The organism is Wenzhouxiangella sp. XN79A, from assembly GCF_012272825.1.
Lineage (GTDB): Bacteria > Pseudomonadota > Gammaproteobacteria > Xanthomonadales > Wenzhouxiangellaceae.
In genome coordinates, this window is record NZ_JAAWWS010000163.1 from 1 (window position 1) to 17,179 (window position 17,179).

General features: G+C 65.1%; 12 protein-coding genes. 2 read left to right on the plus strand and 10 right to left on the minus strand.

Annotation, left to right across the window (positions count from 1 at the left end; translation table 11 throughout):
* Window positions 1-30: 30 nt before the first annotated feature.
* The 10 genes from HFP89_RS13835 to HFP89_RS13880 form a co-directional block, all read right to left on the minus strand.
* Window positions 31-1,284 carry an IS256 family transposase gene (locus HFP89_RS13835; RefSeq protein WP_168716478.1) on the minus strand — a complete coding sequence of 418 codons (1,254 nt, stop codon included), beginning with the start codon at window positions 1,282-1,284 and terminating at the stop codon, window positions 31-33.
* A 328-nt stretch (window positions 1,285-1,612) separates the two neighbouring features.
* On the minus strand, window positions 1,613-2,098 hold the full coding sequence (locus HFP89_RS13840) for a GNAT family N-acetyltransferase (RefSeq protein ID WP_168718264.1): 486 nt from the start codon (window positions 2,096-2,098) through the stop codon (window positions 1,613-1,615).
* 985 nt (window positions 2,099-3,083) lie between these two features.
* On the minus strand, window positions 3,084-3,452 hold the full coding sequence (locus tag HFP89_RS13845; protein WP_168718265.1) for a hypothetical protein: 369 nt from the start codon (window positions 3,450-3,452) through the stop codon (window positions 3,084-3,086).
* A gap of 296 nt (window positions 3,453-3,748) precedes the next feature.
* On the minus strand, window positions 3,749-4,219 hold the full coding sequence (locus tag HFP89_RS13850) for a YaiI/YqxD family protein (protein ID WP_168718266.1): 471 nt from the start codon (window positions 4,217-4,219) through the stop codon (window positions 3,749-3,751).
* Window positions 4,212-6,779: an ATP-dependent chaperone ClpB gene (clpB, locus tag HFP89_RS13855; RefSeq protein ID WP_168718267.1), complete on the minus strand. Its 2,568-nt coding sequence runs from the start codon at window positions 6,777-6,779 to the stop codon at window positions 4,212-4,214. Before clpB ends, HFP89_RS13850 begins: the two co-directional genes overlap by 8 nt.
* Before the next feature lie 191 nt (window positions 6,780-6,970).
* Entirely contained in the window at window positions 6,971-8,875 is a 1,905-nt protein-coding gene (locus HFP89_RS13860) for a hypothetical protein (protein ID WP_168718268.1), read from the minus strand.
* 70 nt (window positions 8,876-8,945) lie between these two features.
* On the minus strand, window positions 8,946-10,751 hold the full coding sequence (locus tag HFP89_RS13865) for a monovalent cation:proton antiporter-2 (CPA2) family protein (protein ID WP_168718269.1): 1,806 nt from the start codon (window positions 10,749-10,751) through the stop codon (window positions 8,946-8,948).
* Window positions 10,752-10,839: 88 nt separating this feature from the next.
* A complete protein-coding gene (gene eno / locus HFP89_RS13870) occupies window positions 10,840-12,120 on the minus strand; it encodes a phosphopyruvate hydratase (protein WP_168718270.1) in 1,281 nt (426 codons plus the stop codon).
* A 188-nt stretch (window positions 12,121-12,308) separates the two neighbouring features.
* Window positions 12,309-13,118 carry a 3-deoxy-8-phosphooctulonate synthase gene (gene kdsA / locus HFP89_RS13875; RefSeq protein ID WP_168718271.1) on the minus strand — a complete coding sequence of 270 codons (810 nt, stop codon included), beginning with the start codon at window positions 13,116-13,118 and terminating at the stop codon, window positions 12,309-12,311.
* A 25-nt stretch (window positions 13,119-13,143) separates the two neighbouring features.
* Window positions 13,144-14,796, minus strand: coding sequence for a CTP synthase (locus HFP89_RS13880; RefSeq protein ID WP_168718272.1), 1,653 nt, complete (start codon window positions 14,794-14,796; stop codon window positions 13,144-13,146).
* Between the two features lie 142 nt (window positions 14,797-14,938).
* Between HFP89_RS13880 and HFP89_RS13885 the strand changes: the two genes are divergently transcribed.
* Window positions 14,939-15,460: an FHA domain-containing protein gene (locus tag HFP89_RS13885; protein WP_168718273.1), complete on the plus strand. Its 522-nt coding sequence runs from the start codon at window positions 14,939-14,941 to the stop codon at window positions 15,458-15,460.
* A 9-nt stretch (window positions 15,461-15,469) separates the two neighbouring features.
* A complete protein-coding gene (locus tag HFP89_RS16375) occupies window positions 15,470-17,176 on the plus strand; it encodes a serine/threonine-protein kinase (protein ID WP_168718274.1) in 1,707 nt (568 codons plus the stop codon).
* Window positions 17,177-17,179: the final 3 nt, after the last annotated feature.

Genomic DNA, 17,179 nt, shown 5'->3' on the forward strand with positions numbered 1-17,179 from the left:
GAGTTATTGTCAAATCTGGTGTACGAGCGATCAGGCAGCGGCGTGCTTTGGTTGATCAACGACCTGTTCTCCATCTCGGAACTCGACGTTATCGACGACCAGTCTCAGCAACTGGAAGCCCTTGATTCGTTTCCATCGACGCCCCGCGGATTGCAACAACTTGAACACCATGGCCAGCGTGGTGTCGCGTGAGCCACAGTTGCGCGACTTGCGAGTTCGCAACCGCACCGTCGCGAAGGTCGACTCGATCGGATTGGTGGTCCGCAGATGGACCCAGTGCTTGGCCGGGAAGTCGTAGAAGGCCAGCAGGTCGTCGCGATCTTTCTCGAGGCACATCATGGCCTTGGGGTACTTCGTGCCGAAGCGCGCCAGCGCACGATCGAAAGCCTGGTGGGCCGCCTCGCGGGTCTCGGCCAGATAGATGTCATGCAGCGCGGACTTGACCTTCGGCTGGACCGCTTTGGGCAACTTGTTGAGCACGTTGGCGATCTTGTGCACCCAGCATCGCTGGTGACGAGTATCCGGGAACGCCTTGTTCAGCGCTGCCCAGAAGCCCAGCGCACCATCGCCAATGGCGAGCTTGGGTGGTCGCTGTAGGCCCCGGCTGCGCAGGTCGGTCAACACCTCGTGCCAGCTGGCCTCGGACTCCCGATAGCCGTCTTCGACCGCCACCAGCTCCTTGCGGCCATGCTCGGTGACCCCGACGATCACAAGCAAGCACAGCTTGTCGTCCATCCGGACCCGGCTATAGACGCCGTCCGCCCACAGGTAGACGTAGTGCTTCTGGCTCAGATCCTGACGCCGCCACTGGACATGCTCTTCCAGCCAGCCCGCCTTCAGGCGCGCCACGGTGTTCGGCGACAGCCCCTTGGCCTGATCACCCACCAGTGCCTGCAGCGCTTCCTGGAAGTCACCGGTCGACACGCCACGCAGATAGAGCCACGGAATCAACTCGTCGAGGCTGCGTGCACGCTTGAGATACGGCGGCAGCAGGCTGGAGTTGAACTTGATCCCGGATCCGCTCCGGTCTCGCACCTTGGGCACCCGGACCTCGACGTCGCCGACGCCGGTCTGGATGGTGCGTTCGGGCAGATAACCGTTGCGCACCACCGCCCGACGCCCTTGGTCATCACATCGATGTTGATGGTGCTTGAGCATGGCCTCCAGCTCGGACTCTACGGCGGCCGCAATCAGTTCCCGCGCGCCCTGTCGAATCAGGCTGTGCAGGGGGTCCGAAAGATCAGAAACTGGCGGCTCTACCGCCGAAAGAGTAGACTGGTTCATGGCGTATCCTTTTCTGTTGGTTGTGATCTTGGTCGTGATCAACCAACAGGATACGCCACCCAATTTTCAGATCCCTCGTACACCAGAAATCACCATAACTCAGCGTGGCGCGCAACGCGCGTCAATAGCCTGACGTTCAAGATCACCGGGCGAAAACACGGCCCACGCGTTGCCGAAGCGGTGACTAAAATGAGCGAAGCGAATCGCCGCGGAGGTCAACAAGCAGGCGCATGACGGCTCCGGTGCATCGTTTTTTTAAGTTGCGCATTGTCAGGACAGGCGTTTTGACGTCAGCGTGTCCTTTATTTCTGATGAAGGGACGTGTTTGTTATTGGGATTCCGTTCCATCTTGGACATGTTCAAACCGGTTCGGCTCAGTCTTTTTCATGAAACGATCACCATCGGGTTCGAGCTTCCAATCCTTCCAGCCGAGGTGGCGATAAAATCCAACGGCACGATAGTTCTCATCCGGATCGGTAGTCAACCAGATTTCATTCCACCCTTCCGAGAAAAGCCAATTCTCAACCGATGCAAGAAGTCGCATACCGATCCCATGCCCTTCGTATTCCTTGAGGACGGCGATGACCCACATTTCTCCGGTTAAGTGATTGCCAATGGCAAAACCGATAACCCGGCCTTCCCCTTCAGCGACCCATCCTCGGTGCGAATAAAGCAACTGCTCGCCAACCGATTCTGGTGTAATCCCGAGCTCTGCTAGTTCCGCTGCGCCATGTTCGTTGTGCCACGTCGCAATCCGCACTGCGAAAAGAGATGGAATATCGCTGGGTACGATTTGTCGATAGCGAATCTTCATGAGCATTGAATTGGTGAGCACTCGAAAGTTTTCCCAACGTCAAGGATTGGAACCCTCAAGTAACATATCGTCTTAGCTAAGCGGCACGCTTTTGCGCGTCCGGTGGAGGGCCGCACGGCCCGGAACGAACTTGAGCGACTTGTTAATCGATTCACTGAATTTCGAGCCTTATTCATTCTCTGGGGGCCATGCTATAACTTCAACGCCAGGAATCCTGATCGCCCGACAGGTATCAAAGGGTTCCCCACTAGAGGCGCAGTCCAAGATCTTTTGAATCGGGTGAGAAGGAGACTGATCCTCCGCTTTTCTGCTGATGGCGCGCAGAACTCCCTCTTGGCCTGGGTCTATGCGCCATGAGGCGACCGAAAGGTCTCCGGAGGAACCACGCCACATCACAGTCCAGATACTCTCATCATCAAACCCCGCGTCAAGGGCAATTACCTGTCCTAGACGAAAAGCATAGGTTGACTTCGGCGTTGAATATGCACCCAAGAGCTCGTTAAGGATTTCAAGTTCCGCGCACTCTTCCGGTTTAAAGCTATCAGTCACACCGCCCTCTATTGCTTTTGACAGCAGAGTTTCAATAGGAACGTCTCGAAATATTCGCCCGAGAGCCAAGTCAATGGACCATAGTCTTTCAGAATCTGCATTTCCGAGAACGATATGCCCTACGATTCCACTATGTTGCATCAATCCCACGTTTTTCACCCCATCTAGCGGTAGAGGGAGAACTCGGCCAGCAACGAAACCGTACCTCCAGCCAGTTGGTAACTCAAGCTTGTTAGGTGGAGCAGAAAACCCAACTCCCAGTAAAGCGGATTCGGGCTCAATGTGCCTTTCACCGTTGCACGTTATGCCTAAAGCAAGTTCCATCAGCGTGAAGGAAAAGACGAAGACACCTAATGCTCTCATTCGATATAACGTCTTTTTTCAGCGGCGCGCACTGGCGCGTCCAGTGGAGGGCAAAGCCCGGAACGAACTGGAACTACTTGTTAGGCACATTGACCACAATCCAGGCGCCATCGCGCTTTACCAAGGCGGTTCCGTAGTTACCTCTCGCAAAGAAACCGAATGTAGGCTTTGCCTCATTGTGAGCTAGCAAAACGGCGGCGGTAGCGCCCTCTTCGTCTGCACGCCGCTGCAAAAAGGATCGCCAAACGAGAACAGCCTCTTCCTCAATAGCATTGACTTCTGCGAGTGGCGTATCCGTAACGTACGAGAACTTCAAGTAGTACCGGTCACCCTCAACAGGCACATTCTCAACGCCCTCCAAGGAAATTGTCTGGCCTGAGGGCAACTGCAGCATCTCCAGATCTGGATCGGCGCATCCGCCAAGTAGCAGCAGGGCGGACATGATGAGGAATCGATTCATCTAATGTGCCTAACTAGAATTTAGGAGGCGAAAACGCCGGGTAATGGATATTTCGTCGGAAGTGACGAACAAGGCGCGCCCTGGTGAGGGGAATGTTGTCAAGCGGCTGATTTGACGCCAGTCTTTCCGACCCAGCGCCGTCATTACACGGCGAAAACGCCGCATAGCGCTCATCGAATCCTCGGGTTTCGGGGTCACGGGTTCGAACCACTCAGCTGCCAAGCCTGGGTCGATGATGCCGCAGGTCGGGCGTCCGGGCAAGCCCGCCGCGGCGGGTTCTACCCTGCTCGGCGTTGCGCCAGCCATCGATCCAGCTGGTCGGCGAAGGCCTTCCTGTCCCGGTTGCCCAGCGGCGGCGGGCCGCCGGTCTGGACGCCGCTGGCGCGCATCGTGTCCATGAAATCGCGGATGTTCAGGCGCTGGCGGATCGACTCGGCGGTATAACGCTCGCCCCGGGGCGTGACGACCGCCCCGCCCTTCTCGATGACCTCGGCGGCCAGCGGAATGTCGCTGGTCACCACCAGGTCGCCGGGGCTGCAGCGCCGCACGATTTCGTTGTCGGCTTCGTCGAAGCCCGAGGACACGATGACGTGGCGGATGTTGGCGTTCGCCGGCGTCGAGATCGCGTGGTTGGCGAAGGTCGTCAGTTCGATGCCGGTGCGGTGGGCCGCGCGAAAAAGAATTTCCTTGATCGCGCCGGGACAGGCGTCTGCGTCGACCCAGATCCGCGCGGCCGCCGCGTCAGGCACCGAAGGTCAGCTCGCCGTCCGCGACGTCGATCTTGACCGTATCGCCGGGCCCGTAGTCGCCGCCGAGGATCTTCTGCGCCAGCGGGTTCTCGAGCCGGCTCTGGATCGCGCGCTTCAGCGGTCGCGCGCCGTAGACCGGGTCGAAGCCGGCTTCTCCGAGAAGATCCAGCGCGGCGTCGGTGATCTCGAAGCCCATCTCGCGGTCGGCCAGGCGCTTCTGCAGGTAGGCCACCTGGATGCCGGCGATGGCGCGGATCTGCTCCTGGTCCAGCGGGTGGAACACGACGATCTCGTCGACGCGATTGATGAACTCGGGCCGGAAGTGCGTGCCGACGACCTCCATGACCGCGGACTTCATCGCCTCGTAGTCCGCACCCTGCATGGCCTGGATGCGGTCCGAGCCGAGGTTGGACGTCATGACGATCACGGTGTTGCGGAAGTCGACGGTGCGGCCGTGGCCGTCGGTCAGGCGGCCGTCGTCGAGCACTTGAAGAAGAATATTGAACACGTCCGGATGGGCCTTCTCGACCTCGTCGAGCAGGATCACCGAATACGGCCGCCGGCGGACGGTCTCGGTCAGGTAGCCGCCCTCTTCGTAGCCGACGTAGCCGGGCGGCGCACCGATCAGTCGCGCCACGGAGTGTTTTTCCATGAACTCCGACATGTCGATGCGGACCATGGCCTCTTCGGTGTCGAACAGGAAGTTCGCCAGCGACTTGCACAGCTCGGTCTTGCCGACGCCGGTGGGCCCCAGGAACAGGAACGAACCGTTCGGGCGGTTCGGGTCGGCCAGGCCGGCGCGCGAACGCCGGATCGCGTCGGCCACGGCCTTGACCGCTTCGTCCTGGCCGATGACGCGCTCGTGCAGCGCCTCTTCCATCCGCAGCAATTTATCCCGTTCCCCTTCGAGCATCTTCGAGACCGGGATGCCGGTCCAACGGCTGACCACCTCGGCGATCTCTTCCTCGGTGACCTTGTTGCGCAGCAGCTGGAAGTTGCCGGTGGCCTCGCTGGACTCGGCCTGCTCGAGCTGCTCTTCGAGCTCGGGAATCCTGCCGTGCTGCAGTTCGGCCATCCGCGACCAGTCCTGCGCGCGCCGGGCGTTGTCGAGTTCGGCGCGGGCCCGCTCCAGTTCTTCCTTGATGTGGGTGGCGCCCTGCACCGAGGCCTTTTCCGACTTCCAGACTTCCTCGAGGTCGGCGAACTCGCGCTCGGCGTCGTCGATATCGCTTTCCAGGTCGGCCAGGCGCTTCTTCGAGGCCTCGTCGGTTTCCTTCTTCAGCGCCTCGCGCTGGATCTTGAGCTGGATCAGGCGGCGCTCGAGCCGGTCCAGCGCCTCGGGCTTGGAGTCGATTTCCATGCGGATGCGGCTGGCCGCCTCGTCCATCAGGTCGATGGCCTTGTCGGGCAGCTGGCGGTCGGCGATGTAGCGCTGCGAGAGCGTGGCCGCGGCAACCAGCGCCGGGTCGGTGATGTCGACGCCGTGGTGGACTTCGTAGCGTTCCTGCAGGCCTCTGAGGATGGCGATCGTGTCCTCGATGCTGGGCTCGCCGACGAACACCTTCTGGAAGCGCCGCTCGAGTGCTGCGTCCTTTTCGATGTACTGGCGGTATTCGTCCAGCGTGGTCGCGCCGATGCAGTGCAGCTCGCCCCGGGCCAGCGCGGGCTTGAGCATGTTGCCGGCGTCCATCGAGCCCTCGGCCTTGCCCGCCCCGACCATGGTGTGGATCTCGTCGATGAACAGGATGATCCGGCCTTCCTGCTTCTTCAGGTCGTTCAGCACGGCTTTCAGGCGCTCTTCGAACTCGCCGCGGAACTTGGCCCCGGCGATCAGCGCGCCCATGTCCAGCGACAGCACGCGCTTGTCGCGCAGGCCCTCCGGCACTTCACTGTTGACGATGCGCTGGGCCAGGCCCTCGACGATGGCGGTCTTGCCGACGCCGGGCTCGCCGATCAGCACCGGGTTGTTCTTGGTCCGGCGCTGCAGCACCTGGATGGCGCGGCGGATCTCCTCGTCGCGACCGATGACCGGGTCCAGCCGCGACTGTTCGGCCTTCTCGGTCAGGTCGATGGTGTACTTGTCCAGCGCCTCGCGGGTGTCTTCGGCGTTGGGGTCGTCGACGGTTTCGCCGCCGCGCACCTGGTCGATCGCCTGCTCCAGGCCCTTGCCGGTCACGCCGGCCTGGTGCAGGGTCTCGGCCAGCGGCACCTTGGCCTCCAGCGCGGCCAGCACGAACAGTTCCGAGGCGATGTAGGCGTCGTTGCGCTTCTGGGCGATCCTGTCGGTCAGGTTCAGCACCCGGCCGAGGTCGTTCGAAAGATTGACCTGCCCGGCCTGCCCGGAGACTTTCGGCAGGCCATCGAGCTTCTTGCCCAGCGCCGAACGCAGCTGGGCGACCTGGGCACCGGCCTTGGTCAGCAGGCCGCGCATGCCGCCGCCCTCCTGGTCGAGCAGCGCCACCATCACGTGGTCCGGCTCCAGCATCTGGTGGTCCAGGCCCACGGCCAGGCTCTGGGCTTCATTCAGGGCCTGCTGGAAGCGGGCGGTCAGTTTGTCCATTCGCATGTCGGTTTCCCCGTGCCTCTCCAGAGTTATCCACAGGTATGAGGTCGCGGGCGGGGCGAATCAAGCGGCCGATTCGAACTCCGCGAACGCAACCGGGCCGCGCTCGATGGCGCGGCCCGGTCAGTGTGTCGGAGTGGTGCAGCGCGCGAGTTGACGCGCCGCAAAAACGGCTTACCGCATGCCCGTCACGGCGTTTCGAAGCCGTCGAAGAAGATCGCCTCGAGCAGCCCCGGCGCCACCACAGCGGCGCTGAGCTCGCTGGGCGAACCGGCTTCGGCCACGCCCAGGGTGACCGCGGCCTCGATCGGCGGCACGTCCGTCTCGACTTCGAAGTTGAACAGCGAGAACCAGGTCAGGTCGTTGCTGGCCGGCGGCGCCGGCGCCGGGCGCGAGGTGGGCGGCGGTGCGGTGAAGACCAGTTCACCACCCACGCGCTGCACGGCCCAGTCCAGGGTCTGATGGCCGTCGGTGACCGGCGCACCGAAGAAGGTCTCGAACACCTCGGCGCTGGCCGGCAGCGGGATCCGGACCTCGTCGATGTTGCGGTCGAAATCGTAGTTCTGGATCGCGTAGTTGTAACGCCAGCGGCCGGGCGCGGTCTCCGTCGCCTTCGCCAGCACGCGGACATGACCCTGGGGCATGTTGTTCGGGTACTGGGCCAGGGGATTGCTGCTCGGCACCTTGATCGAGACATGGCTCTCGAGGGGATCGGTGGTGCCTTCCGGGACCCACTCGCTGATGAGGGGGCCGTTGGTGAACGGGCCCAGCGGTCCGAAGGTCCAGAGCCCGCCGGATTCGTTCGGGTTCAGGCGGTGATAGCCCATCGAGTTCCAGATGTCGATGTCGTGCATGACGACGTACCAGGAATCGAGGAAGTACTCGGCGCCCGGGACTTCCAGCTCGACGTCCGGCACCACGAGCCGGTTCTCGAACGCGGACGAGGAATTGCTCTGCGAGCCGGAATTGTTCGGGTCGAAGAACGACGGCGAGGAGATGAACAGGCCGCTGGCCGGGTTGATGTCGTAGCGCGGGCCCTGGTTGGAGTTGCTGTTGTTGGTGCCGGTGCCGTAGACGTCTTCGCAGCCCGGCCACAGCACGTTGCCGCTGCCGCAGTTGATGGTGCAGTTGAAGTTCAGCGTCAGGAACGCGTGCTTGACGCCCGAGGCACCGATCTGCTCGATCCGGCCGTCGTGGATCCGGTACATGTTCCAGACCAGGTACGGGTGCTGGTCCTCGGGGGTGTAGGGCCACAGGCCGTTGGAGCTGAACTTCGGGATCCAGACCGCGTCACCGCTGTCGCTGACGCTCTTGAGCGTGGCCGACGGCGCGACCTTGACCTGGCCGACCGGTTCGAAGCTCTGGTCCTGGGCAACCACCTGGCCGATGTTGATCAGCTCGACATCGACCTCGAACAGGTTGCCCGCGGTCGACTGCTGCGGCCACTGCGGACGGCCGGTGCAGCTCAGGCCACCGCGCGGCGGGCTGATGCCACTCAGGTCGGCGTCCGGCGGAATGTACAGGTTCAGATCCAGCCAGGCCATGCCGATCGGATAGCCGGCCAGCGGCTCGAAGTCCAGCGCGTCGGCCAGCGTGTCCGTGGCCCAGAGGTCGGCGTTGTGGATCGTCAGCAGCTGCTTGTCCTGGTCGGCGATGACGTGCGGGTGGGCCACGGTCAGCAGGTGGCGGCCCTTGCCGTCGCTGATCCGAAGCGCCGGGTGGTCCTTGTTGGTGAACCCGGTGGCGACCAGCGATTCCAGCGAGACTTCCCGGTCCCGGTAGCGCAGCACGATGTCGGTGGCCAGGTCGAGCCGACCGTCGTCGAAATCCTCGAAATTGCCGTTCGGGGCGTAGATCGAGATCGACCCCAGGTCGCGAATCCGGACCGGAACGCGCACGGCGCCCTCGATCGGCTGGCCGTCGACCAGGATCTCCAGTTCGGTGCGCTGGAGATAGTCGGCGCGAAGCTCGAAGTGCCCCGCCCCGCTCCAGGTCGACCAGATCGCGGAGGATTCGCGGGTTCCGGTGTCAGCGGCGACGAAAGCGGGCAGGACCAGGATGCCGAGCACGGCAAGCAGCGGGATTCGATTCATGGTGCGGGGCTCGAAAAAACTCAATCGCCGATCATAGCGGATCGACGGCGCCGAGCACAATCACGCGGCCTCAGCCACCGTCGCCGCCCGACCCTCGCCGCAGTGCTTCGCGATCGTCCTCGAACAGGTCGGCCAGCTGCTCGCGCGAACGACGATCGATGCGCACCAGCTGCTCCTCGTCATCCTTGTGCTGGACCTGCTCGCTCAGCGTGGCCTCGTCGTGTTCGCGGAAGCGGTCGACGTACTGGCTGGGGTTGCGCACGCCGACGGCGCGCAGCGATTCGCGGGCCAGCTCCAGGCTGGACAGCCACGACTCGCGGATCACGAACTCCACGCCCAGCGCCATCAGCTCCAGCGCGTGCTGGCGGTTGCGCGCACGGGCGTGAATGCGGACATCGGGGAAATGCCGTTTGACCATTTCGGCGGTCCGCAGCGAAAGCTCGATGTCGGAAATCGTCAGCACGAACAGCTTCGCGTGAGCGACCCCGGCCGAGCGCAGCACGTCCAGGTTGCTGGCATTGCCGTAGTACACCCGGTGGCCGAACTTGCGGACGAAATCGACGTGGACCTGGTCGAAGTCCAGCGCGGTGAAGTGGATCCCCAGCATCGACAGGTTGCGGGCCACGATCTGGCCGACCCGCCCGAGCCCTGCGATGATCACGCGCGGCTCGCCGTGGTCGTCGGGAATGCCCTCGAACTGCGGCTTGTCGTCGTCCGGTTCGCGCAGGCGCGGCAGCACCCAGCGCTCGTTGACGAAGTACAACAGCGGCGTCAGCGCCATCGAGATGGTGATCGCGACGATCAGCGGATCGACCGTCTGCTGCTCCAGCACGCCCTCGTAGACGGCCACCTTGAACAGCACGAAGCCGAATTCCCCGGCCTGCGGTAGCGCGAAGGCCAGCGACAGCGCCTCGCGGCCGCGCAGCCCGCCGATCCGTGCGACCACCAGCAGGATCGCGAACTTGATGCCCATCAGCACGCCGACCATGCCGAACACCAGGCCCGGTTCCGAGCCGACCCGGCCGAAGTCGATGGTCATGCCCACGGCGATGAAGAACAGGCCCAGCAGCAGCCCCTTGAACGGGTCGATGCCGGCTTCGAGCTCGTGCCGGAACTCCGAGTCCGACAGCAGCACGCCGGCCAGGAACGCGCCCAGCGCCATGCTCAGGCCGGCCCACTCGGCCAACAGCGCGGTGCCGAGCACGACCAGCAGCACCGCGGCCAGGAAGATCTCGTAGACGCCGGTCTTGACCACGGCGCGAAAGAACGGCCGCAGCAGATAGCGACCGCCGACGACGATGCCGACCACGATCGCGATCGCCTTCAGCGCAGGCAGCAGGTAGCCGCCGGCCTCCTCGCCTTCGGGTGCCAGCGCGAACAGCGGGATCAGGGCCAGCAGCGGAATGACGGCGATGTCCTGCAGCAGCAGGATGCCGAAGGCGCTGCGGCCATACGGCGTGGTCAGCTGCTTCTTCTCGGCCAGCATCTGCAGGCCGATCGCCGTGGACGACAGCGACAGAACGATCGCGATGACGAAGCCGAGCCGGGCATCGCCCAGCCACCAGGCCGCCAGCGGCCACAGCGCCAGCGTGGTCAGGGCCAGCTGCAGCGAGCCGTTGACGAAGATCAGCTTGCGCAGCACCAGCAGGCGGCTGGGCCGGAGTTCGAGGCCGATCACGAACAACATCAGCACCACGCCGAGCTCGGCGAAGTGCAGCTTGGTCTCGACGTCGGTGATCAGGCCCAGGCCCCACGGCCCGATCAGGATGCCGGCGGCCAGGTAGCCGAGCACCGCGCCGAGGCCGAAGCGGCGGGCCAGCGGCACCATGATCACGGCGCTGGCCAGGAAGATCACCACTTCACCCAGCTGTCCCATGCCCGGTTCTCCTCAGCCTCGTCGAGTCCGCCCCGTGAATCCGGCGCGCGCCGCTGTCGGACCGCGCCCCGCTTCGATGTCGCCCAGCTTAGCGCGAAAGCGCCTCGCGGCCGGCATAGACCGCGCGATTGCCCAGCGCTTCGTGAATCCGCAGCAGCTGGTTGTACTTGGCCACGCGATCGGAGCGGCACAGCGAGCCGGTCTTGATCTGGCCGGCCGCGGTGGCCACGGCCAGGTCGGCGATGGTGGTGTCTTCGGTCTCGCCCGAACGATGCGACATGATCGTGCCGAAGCCGGCCGCCCTGGCCATCTCGATGGCCTGGAGCGTTTCGGTCAGGGTGCCGATCTGGTTCGGCTTGATCAGGATGGCGTTGCCGACCTGTTCGTCGATGCCGCGCTGGAGGATCTTCGTGTTGGTCACGAACAGGTCGTCGCCGACCAGCTGCACCGCACCGCCGATGGCCTCGGTCAGCAGCGTCCAGCCGTCCCAGTCGTTCTCGCCCATGCCGTCCTCGATCGACAGGATGGGGAACTTCGCGACCAGGCCCGACAGGTACTCGACGAATTCCTCGCGGCCAAACGCCCGGCCCTCGGAATCGAGCGTGTAGTGGCCCTCGGTACAGAACTCGCTGGAGGCGACGTCCAGCGCCAGCACGACCTGCTCGCCGGGTTTGTAGCCGGCCTCGACGACCGCGGTCAGCAGCAGCTCCAGCGCGGCTTCGTTGGAGTTCAGGTCCGGCGCGAAGCCGCCTTCGTCGCCGACCGCGGTGTTCAGGCCGCGCGACTTCAGGGTGGACTTCAGCGCATGGAAGATCTCGGTGCCGGCCTGCAGCGCGGACGGGAAGTCGGGCAGCCCGACCGGCATGACCATGAACTCCTGGATGTCGACCCGGTTGTCGGCGTGCGCGCCGCCGTTGAGGATGTTCATCATCGGTACCGGCAGCGTCGGTTCCGCGCCGGTGGTTTCCAGCAGCGATTCCCACAGGCCCTGTCCGCGGGCGTGGGCGACCGCGTGGGCGGTGGCCAGCGATACGCCGAGCAAGGCGTTGGCGCCCAGCCGGCCCTTGTTGTCGCTGCCGTCGAGTTCGATCAGCGCCGCGTCCAGCGCGGCCTGGTCGGCGGCATCGGCGCCGTACAGCGCCGCGGCGATTTCGCCGTTGACGTGACCGACCGCGGTCTGCACGCCCTTGCCGTTGTAGCGCGCCTCGTCGCCGTCGCGCAGCTCGACCGCTTCGTGCTCGCCGGTCGACGCCCCCGACGGCACCGCCGCGCGCCCGACCGCCCCGCCGTCGAGCGTGACTTCGGCTTCCAGCGTCGGATTGCCGCGCGAGTCGAGGATTTCACGGGCGTGGACTCGAGTGATTTTCATAGGTACTCCAATTGATCCTTCCAAAAGCGGGAACCACGGATTTCGCAGATTACGCAGATCCTCGGGAAAAAGAACCTCTCGCGTTGAACTGCGCTCCTGGGTGATCAAGTCACGGCGCTGAACGTCCAACGCACTTGATCACTCATCGGCGAAATCCGCGTAATCTGCGGTTCCAGAACGATTTTTTTCTAACGCTTCACCACCCGATCGATCTCGACGAGGGTTTCGAGCAGGCCTTCCATGTCCGACAGGCGCATCGAGTTCGGGCCGTCGCAGAGCGCTTTCTCCGGTTCCGGGTGCGTTTCCGTGAACAGGCCGGCGACGCCCACGGCGATGGCGGCGCGGGCCAGCACCGGGATGAATTCGCGCGCCCCGCCGGAGCTGTCGCCCTGCCCGCCCGGCAGCTGGACCGAGTGGGTGGCGTCCATGACCACCGGGCAGCCGGTCTCGCGCATGATCGCCAACGAGCGCATGTCGGCGACCAGGTTGTTGTAGCCGAACATGTAGCCGCGTTCGCAGACCATGACCCGGTCGTTGCCGGCGGCCCGGGCCTTCTCGACCACGGTGCGCATCTCCCACGGCGACAGGAACTGGCCCTTCTTGACGTTCATCGGCTTGCCGAGCCGGGCGACGTTCTGGATGAAATTGGTCTGGCGGCACAGAAACGCCGGCGTCTGCAGGACGTCGACCACCTCGGCGACCGCGTCCAGCGGGGTGTCCTCGTGGACGTCGGTGAGCACCGGCACGCCGACCTGGCTGCGCACCGCGGCCAGGATCTCCAGGCCTTCGTCGACGCCCGGGCCGCGGTAGCTCTTGACCGAGGTGCGGTTGGCCTTGTCGAACGAGCCCTTGAACACGTAGGGAATGCCGAGCCGGTCGGTCACCTCCTTCAGGTGGCCGGCCACGTCCAGGCACAGCTGCATCGATTCCAGCGTGTCGGGACCGGCAATCAGGAAGAACGGCCGGTCCAGGCCGACCTCGAAGTCTGCAATGTTCATGCGCGTTGTCCGCTCGGAAGGGAGGTCACGAGGCCGCGGCCTCGGGTTGCGTGGCGCCGGCCTGCTGGTGCGCCAGCGCAGCGCGGATGAAGCCGGTGAACAGCGGATGGCGATCGCGCGGCGTGGAGGTGAACTCCGGATGGAACTGGCAGGCCACGAACCACGGGTGGTCGGGCAGTTCGACCATTTCGACCAGCATGCCGTCGGTCGACAGTCCGCCGATGACCATGCCGTGCTGCTGGATCACGTCACGGTAGTGATTGTTGAACTCGTAGCGATGACGGTGGCGCTCGAGGATGTCGTCCTTGCCGTAGAGCCTGCGCGCCAGGGTGCCGGGCTGCAGCAGGCAGCGCTGGGCGCCCAGCCGCATGGTGCCGCCGAGGTCGCCGCCCTCGTCGCGCAGCTGCTTCTGGCCCGATTCGTCCATCCACTCGGTGATCAGACCGATGACCGGGTGCGGGCTGTCGGGATCGATCTCGGTGGAATTGGCGCCGTCCAGCCCGCAGACGCCGCGCGCGAACTCGACCACGGCGGCCTGCAGGCCGAGGCAGATGCCCAGGTACGGAATGCCGTTCTCGCGGGCGTGGCGGATGGCGCTGATCTTGCCCTCGAACCCGCGCTCACCGAAGCCGCCGGGGACCAGGATGGCATCGACACCGTCGAGCACGCCGACGCCCTGCTGCTCGATCTGCTCGGATTCCACCGGCTTGATCCTGACCTTGATCCGGTCGGCCAGGCCGCCGGCCGACAGGGCTTCGTTCAGCGACTTGTAGGCATCGGCGTGCTCGACGTACTTGCCGACCATGGCCACGGTCACTTCGTGTTCCGGCCGGGCCTTGCGTTCGACCACGTCTTCCCAGTCCGACAGGTCGGCCGGGCCGGCCTTCAGGCCCAGCCGGTCGAGCACCGTGCGGTCCAGGCCCTGGCGCTGATAGAACAACGGAATCTTGTAGATGTCGTCGACGTCGACGGCCGAGATCACGGCTTCCTGGTTGACGTTGGTGAACAGCGCGATCTTGCGGCGCTCTTCTTCGCTGAGCATCCGCTCGCAGCGGCACAGCAGCACGTCGGGCTGGATGCCGATCGAGCGCAGCTCCTTGACCGAGTGCTGGGTCGGCTTGGTCTTGATCTCTTCGGCCGCGCGCAGGTACGGCACCAGGGTCAGGTGCATGAACATCGCCCGGCGGCCGTACTCGTGGCCCAGCTGGCGGATCGCCTCGAGGAACGGCAGCGACTCGATGTCGCCGACCGTGCCGCCGATCTCGATCAGCGCCACGTCGTAGCCGTCGGCGGCCTGTTCGATCGAATCCTTGATCTCGTCGGTGATGTGCGGGATGACCTGCACCGTCGAGCCGAGGTAGTCGCCGCGGCGCTCCTTGGCGATGACGTTGGCGTAGATCCTGCCGGTCGTGAAATTGTTGCGCTGGGTCATCCGGGTCCGGACGAAGCGCTCGTAGTGGCCGAGGTCCAGGTCGGTTTCGGCACCGTCCTCGGTGACGAACACCTCGCCGTGCTGGAACGGGCTCATGGTGCCCGGATCGACATTGATGTAGGGGTCGAGCTTGAGCAACGTCACGCGCAGCCCGCGCGCTTCGAGAATGGACGCCAGCGACGCCGACGCGATGCCCTTGCCGAGCGACGAAACGACACCGCCGGTAACGAAAATGAGAGAGGCCATGGCCAGCATCCCGGATGAATGACTCCGGGACGACATTCTACCCCGAAAACGGCCCCGGCCAGCCCCCCGATGCGAAAGGTGTCTTTCGGCAAACCGATTGCTATACTCGCCAGGACCAGCCAATTGATGGGGAGCCAACGTCATGACTGCCGAATCCGACTCGAACACGGATCCGCGCCAGGGCCCGCAGGGAACGCAGGTCTTCTCGCGCGACCAGCTTCCCGGCAATCTCGCCGCGGACGGCGGCGATGCCACCCTGACCGGCCGGGAGGCCCGGCTGGTCGGCGTCGGCGAAAGCCTCGACGGCCGCGAATTCGTGCTGACCTCCGACCGGACCACGATCGGCCGCTCGCAGGTCTGCGACATCCAGCTCGACGAGCCCAGCCTGTCGTCGGAGCACGCCCGGCTGGTCCGCTCCGAGGACGGCTGGCGGGTCATCAACCTGCTGTCGACCAACGGCGTGTTCGTCAACGACGAGAAGGTCTTCTCGCACCGCCTCAACGACGGCGACGTGATCCGGCTCGGCCGGGTCAGCCTGAAGTTCCGCGACCCGGCCAGCAAGGCGGGCGCGTCGAGCGAATCCGGCGGGTTCCGGACCGGTGTGCTGATCGGCTTCGTCGCGGCGCTGATCGGTGCCGCGGCCTGGTTCTTCCTGCTGCGCTAGACCCGGCACGTGGAACGCATCGGCCGCTACGAGATCCGCCGCGAACTCGGGCGCGGCTCGATGTCGATCGTCTACGAGGGCTTCGACAGCCGCATCGACCGCGCGCTGGGCATCAAGGTGCTGCGCGAACACTTCGCCCGCGACGTCAACGCGCGCCAGCGCTTCCTGCGCGAGGCGCGCGCCGCCGGCGGGCTGGCCCACCCCAACATCACCACCGTGTTCGACGTCGGCCAGCACGACGGCCTGCCGTTCCTGGCCATGGAGCGCCTGTCCGGCGACACGCTGGCCGAGCGGCTCCGGCACGACCCGCAGTTCGACGTCGAGGCGCTGCTGAAGATCGGCCTGCAGCTGGCCGCCGGGCTGGACTACGCGCACCGTCACGGCGTCATCCATCGTGACCTGAAGCCGGCCAACATCCACCTCGACCCCGACACCGACCTGGTCAAGATCATGGATTTCGGGATCGCGGCCATCGAGCGCGGCAGCGAGCAGCGCGGCTCGGCGACGGTGGCCGGCACGCCGACCCACATGGCGCCGGAGCAGCTCACCGCCCAGCGCGCCGACGAACGCAGCGACCTGTATTCGCTCGGCGTTGTGCTGTTCGAGCTGCTGTCCGGCGAGCTGCCGTTCGACGCCACCGACTCCGACGCGGTCATCGACCAGGTCGTGCGTCACCAGACCCGACCGCTGCGGCCGCGCGATCCGAACACCCCGCGCGAGCTGGTCGACCTGGTCTACCGGCTGATGGCGCGCGAGCCCGAGTCGCGCCCGGTCAGCGCCCGCCAGGTCGTCGAGGAACTCGAGGAAATCCGCTCCGGTCTGCACCGGGGCCTGCTGCAGACCGTTCGCCAGCAATCGTCGCTGCTGCGCTGGCCGCTGGGGATCGGCGCGGCAGTGGCGGTGGTGCTGGTGCTGGGGCTGTGGTACGTCTACCGCAGCCAGACCGGCGCGATCGAAGCGGCAACCTACGGCTACGGCGATGCGCTGGCCAGCCTGATCGCCCAGGAAACCGCCGAGGCGCTGATTCTCGAGGACACCACGGCGCTGTCGATCCTGGTCTCGGATTTCTCGGTCAATCCGCAGGTCGATCATCTCCACGTGGCCGACGCGGCCGGGGTCGTCCAGGCCTCGACCAACCCGTTCCTGCAGGGCCAACCGGTGCCGCAGGCCGACGGCCGCGCGGTCGATCGCGAAGCCGGCAGCGTGGTGCTGACCCGCAACGACGACGCCCTGCTGCAGTTCGCGGTGCCGATCCGCTTCCAGGCCCGCCGGGTCGGCGAAGTGCGGCTGGGCCTCGACGGCAGCGCGCTGGACGCCACGGCGGCGACCACCCTGAGCCTGCTCGCGCTGGTCTTCAGCATCACCGTGCTGGTCGTGGCGCTGGGCGTGGGCTGGATGATGCGCCGCCAGCAGCGGGCCCTGCAGCGGCTGGCCTGGGGCCTGAAGCGGCTGAGCCGCGGTCAGGTCGACTTCCGCCTCGAAGCCGAACGCCGCGACGAGTTCAACGACGTCTATCGCCAGTTCAACCGGCTGGCCGTCCGGCTCGACGAGCACCGCAGCGCAGGCCGCGCCGACGACCCGACCGAGCCGATCGACACACCGACGCTGCGCCCCATCCAGGGTCTGCCGGACGACACGCTGGACCTGTCGGCGCCGCCGCCGGCCATCGACGAGTCTTCGGTCACCCCGCTGCGCGGCGATCGCAAGCGCCGCTGACCC

Excerpts from the sequence above, each read along its gene's own strand:
- HFP89_RS13845 (WP_168718265.1), bottom strand. The coding sequence starts at position 3,452 with ATGTCCGCCCTGCTGCTACTTGGCGGATGCGCCGATCCAGATCTGGAG.
- HFP89_RS13880 (WP_168718272.1), bottom strand. The coding sequence starts at position 14,796 with ATGGCCTCTCTCATTTTCGTTACCGGCGGTGTCGTTTCGTCGCTCGGC.
- HFP89_RS13885 (WP_168718273.1), top strand. The coding sequence starts at position 14,939 with ATGACTGCCGAATCCGACTCGAACACGGATCCGCGCCAGGGCCCGCAG.
- HFP89_RS13835 (WP_168716478.1), bottom strand. The coding sequence starts at position 1,284 with ATGAACCAGTCTACTCTTTCGGCGGTAGAGCCGCCAGTTTCTGATCTT.
- kdsA (WP_168718271.1), bottom strand. The coding sequence starts at position 13,118 with ATGAACATTGCAGACTTCGAGGTCGGCCTGGACCGGCCGTTCTTCCTG.
- HFP89_RS13865 (WP_168718269.1), bottom strand. The coding sequence starts at position 10,751 with ATGGGACAGCTGGGTGAAGTGGTGATCTTCCTGGCCAGCGCCGTGATC.
- eno (WP_168718270.1), bottom strand. The coding sequence starts at position 12,120 with ATGAAAATCACTCGAGTCCACGCCCGTGAAATCCTCGACTCGCGCGGC.
- clpB (WP_168718267.1), bottom strand. The coding sequence starts at position 6,779 with ATGGACAAACTGACCGCCCGCTTCCAGCAGGCCCTGAATGAAGCCCAG.
- HFP89_RS13840 (WP_168718264.1), bottom strand. The coding sequence starts at position 2,098 with ATGAAGATTCGCTATCGACAAATCGTACCCAGCGATATTCCATCTCTT.
- HFP89_RS13860 (WP_168718268.1), bottom strand. The coding sequence starts at position 8,875 with ATGAATCGAATCCCGCTGCTTGCCGTGCTCGGCATCCTGGTCCTGCCC.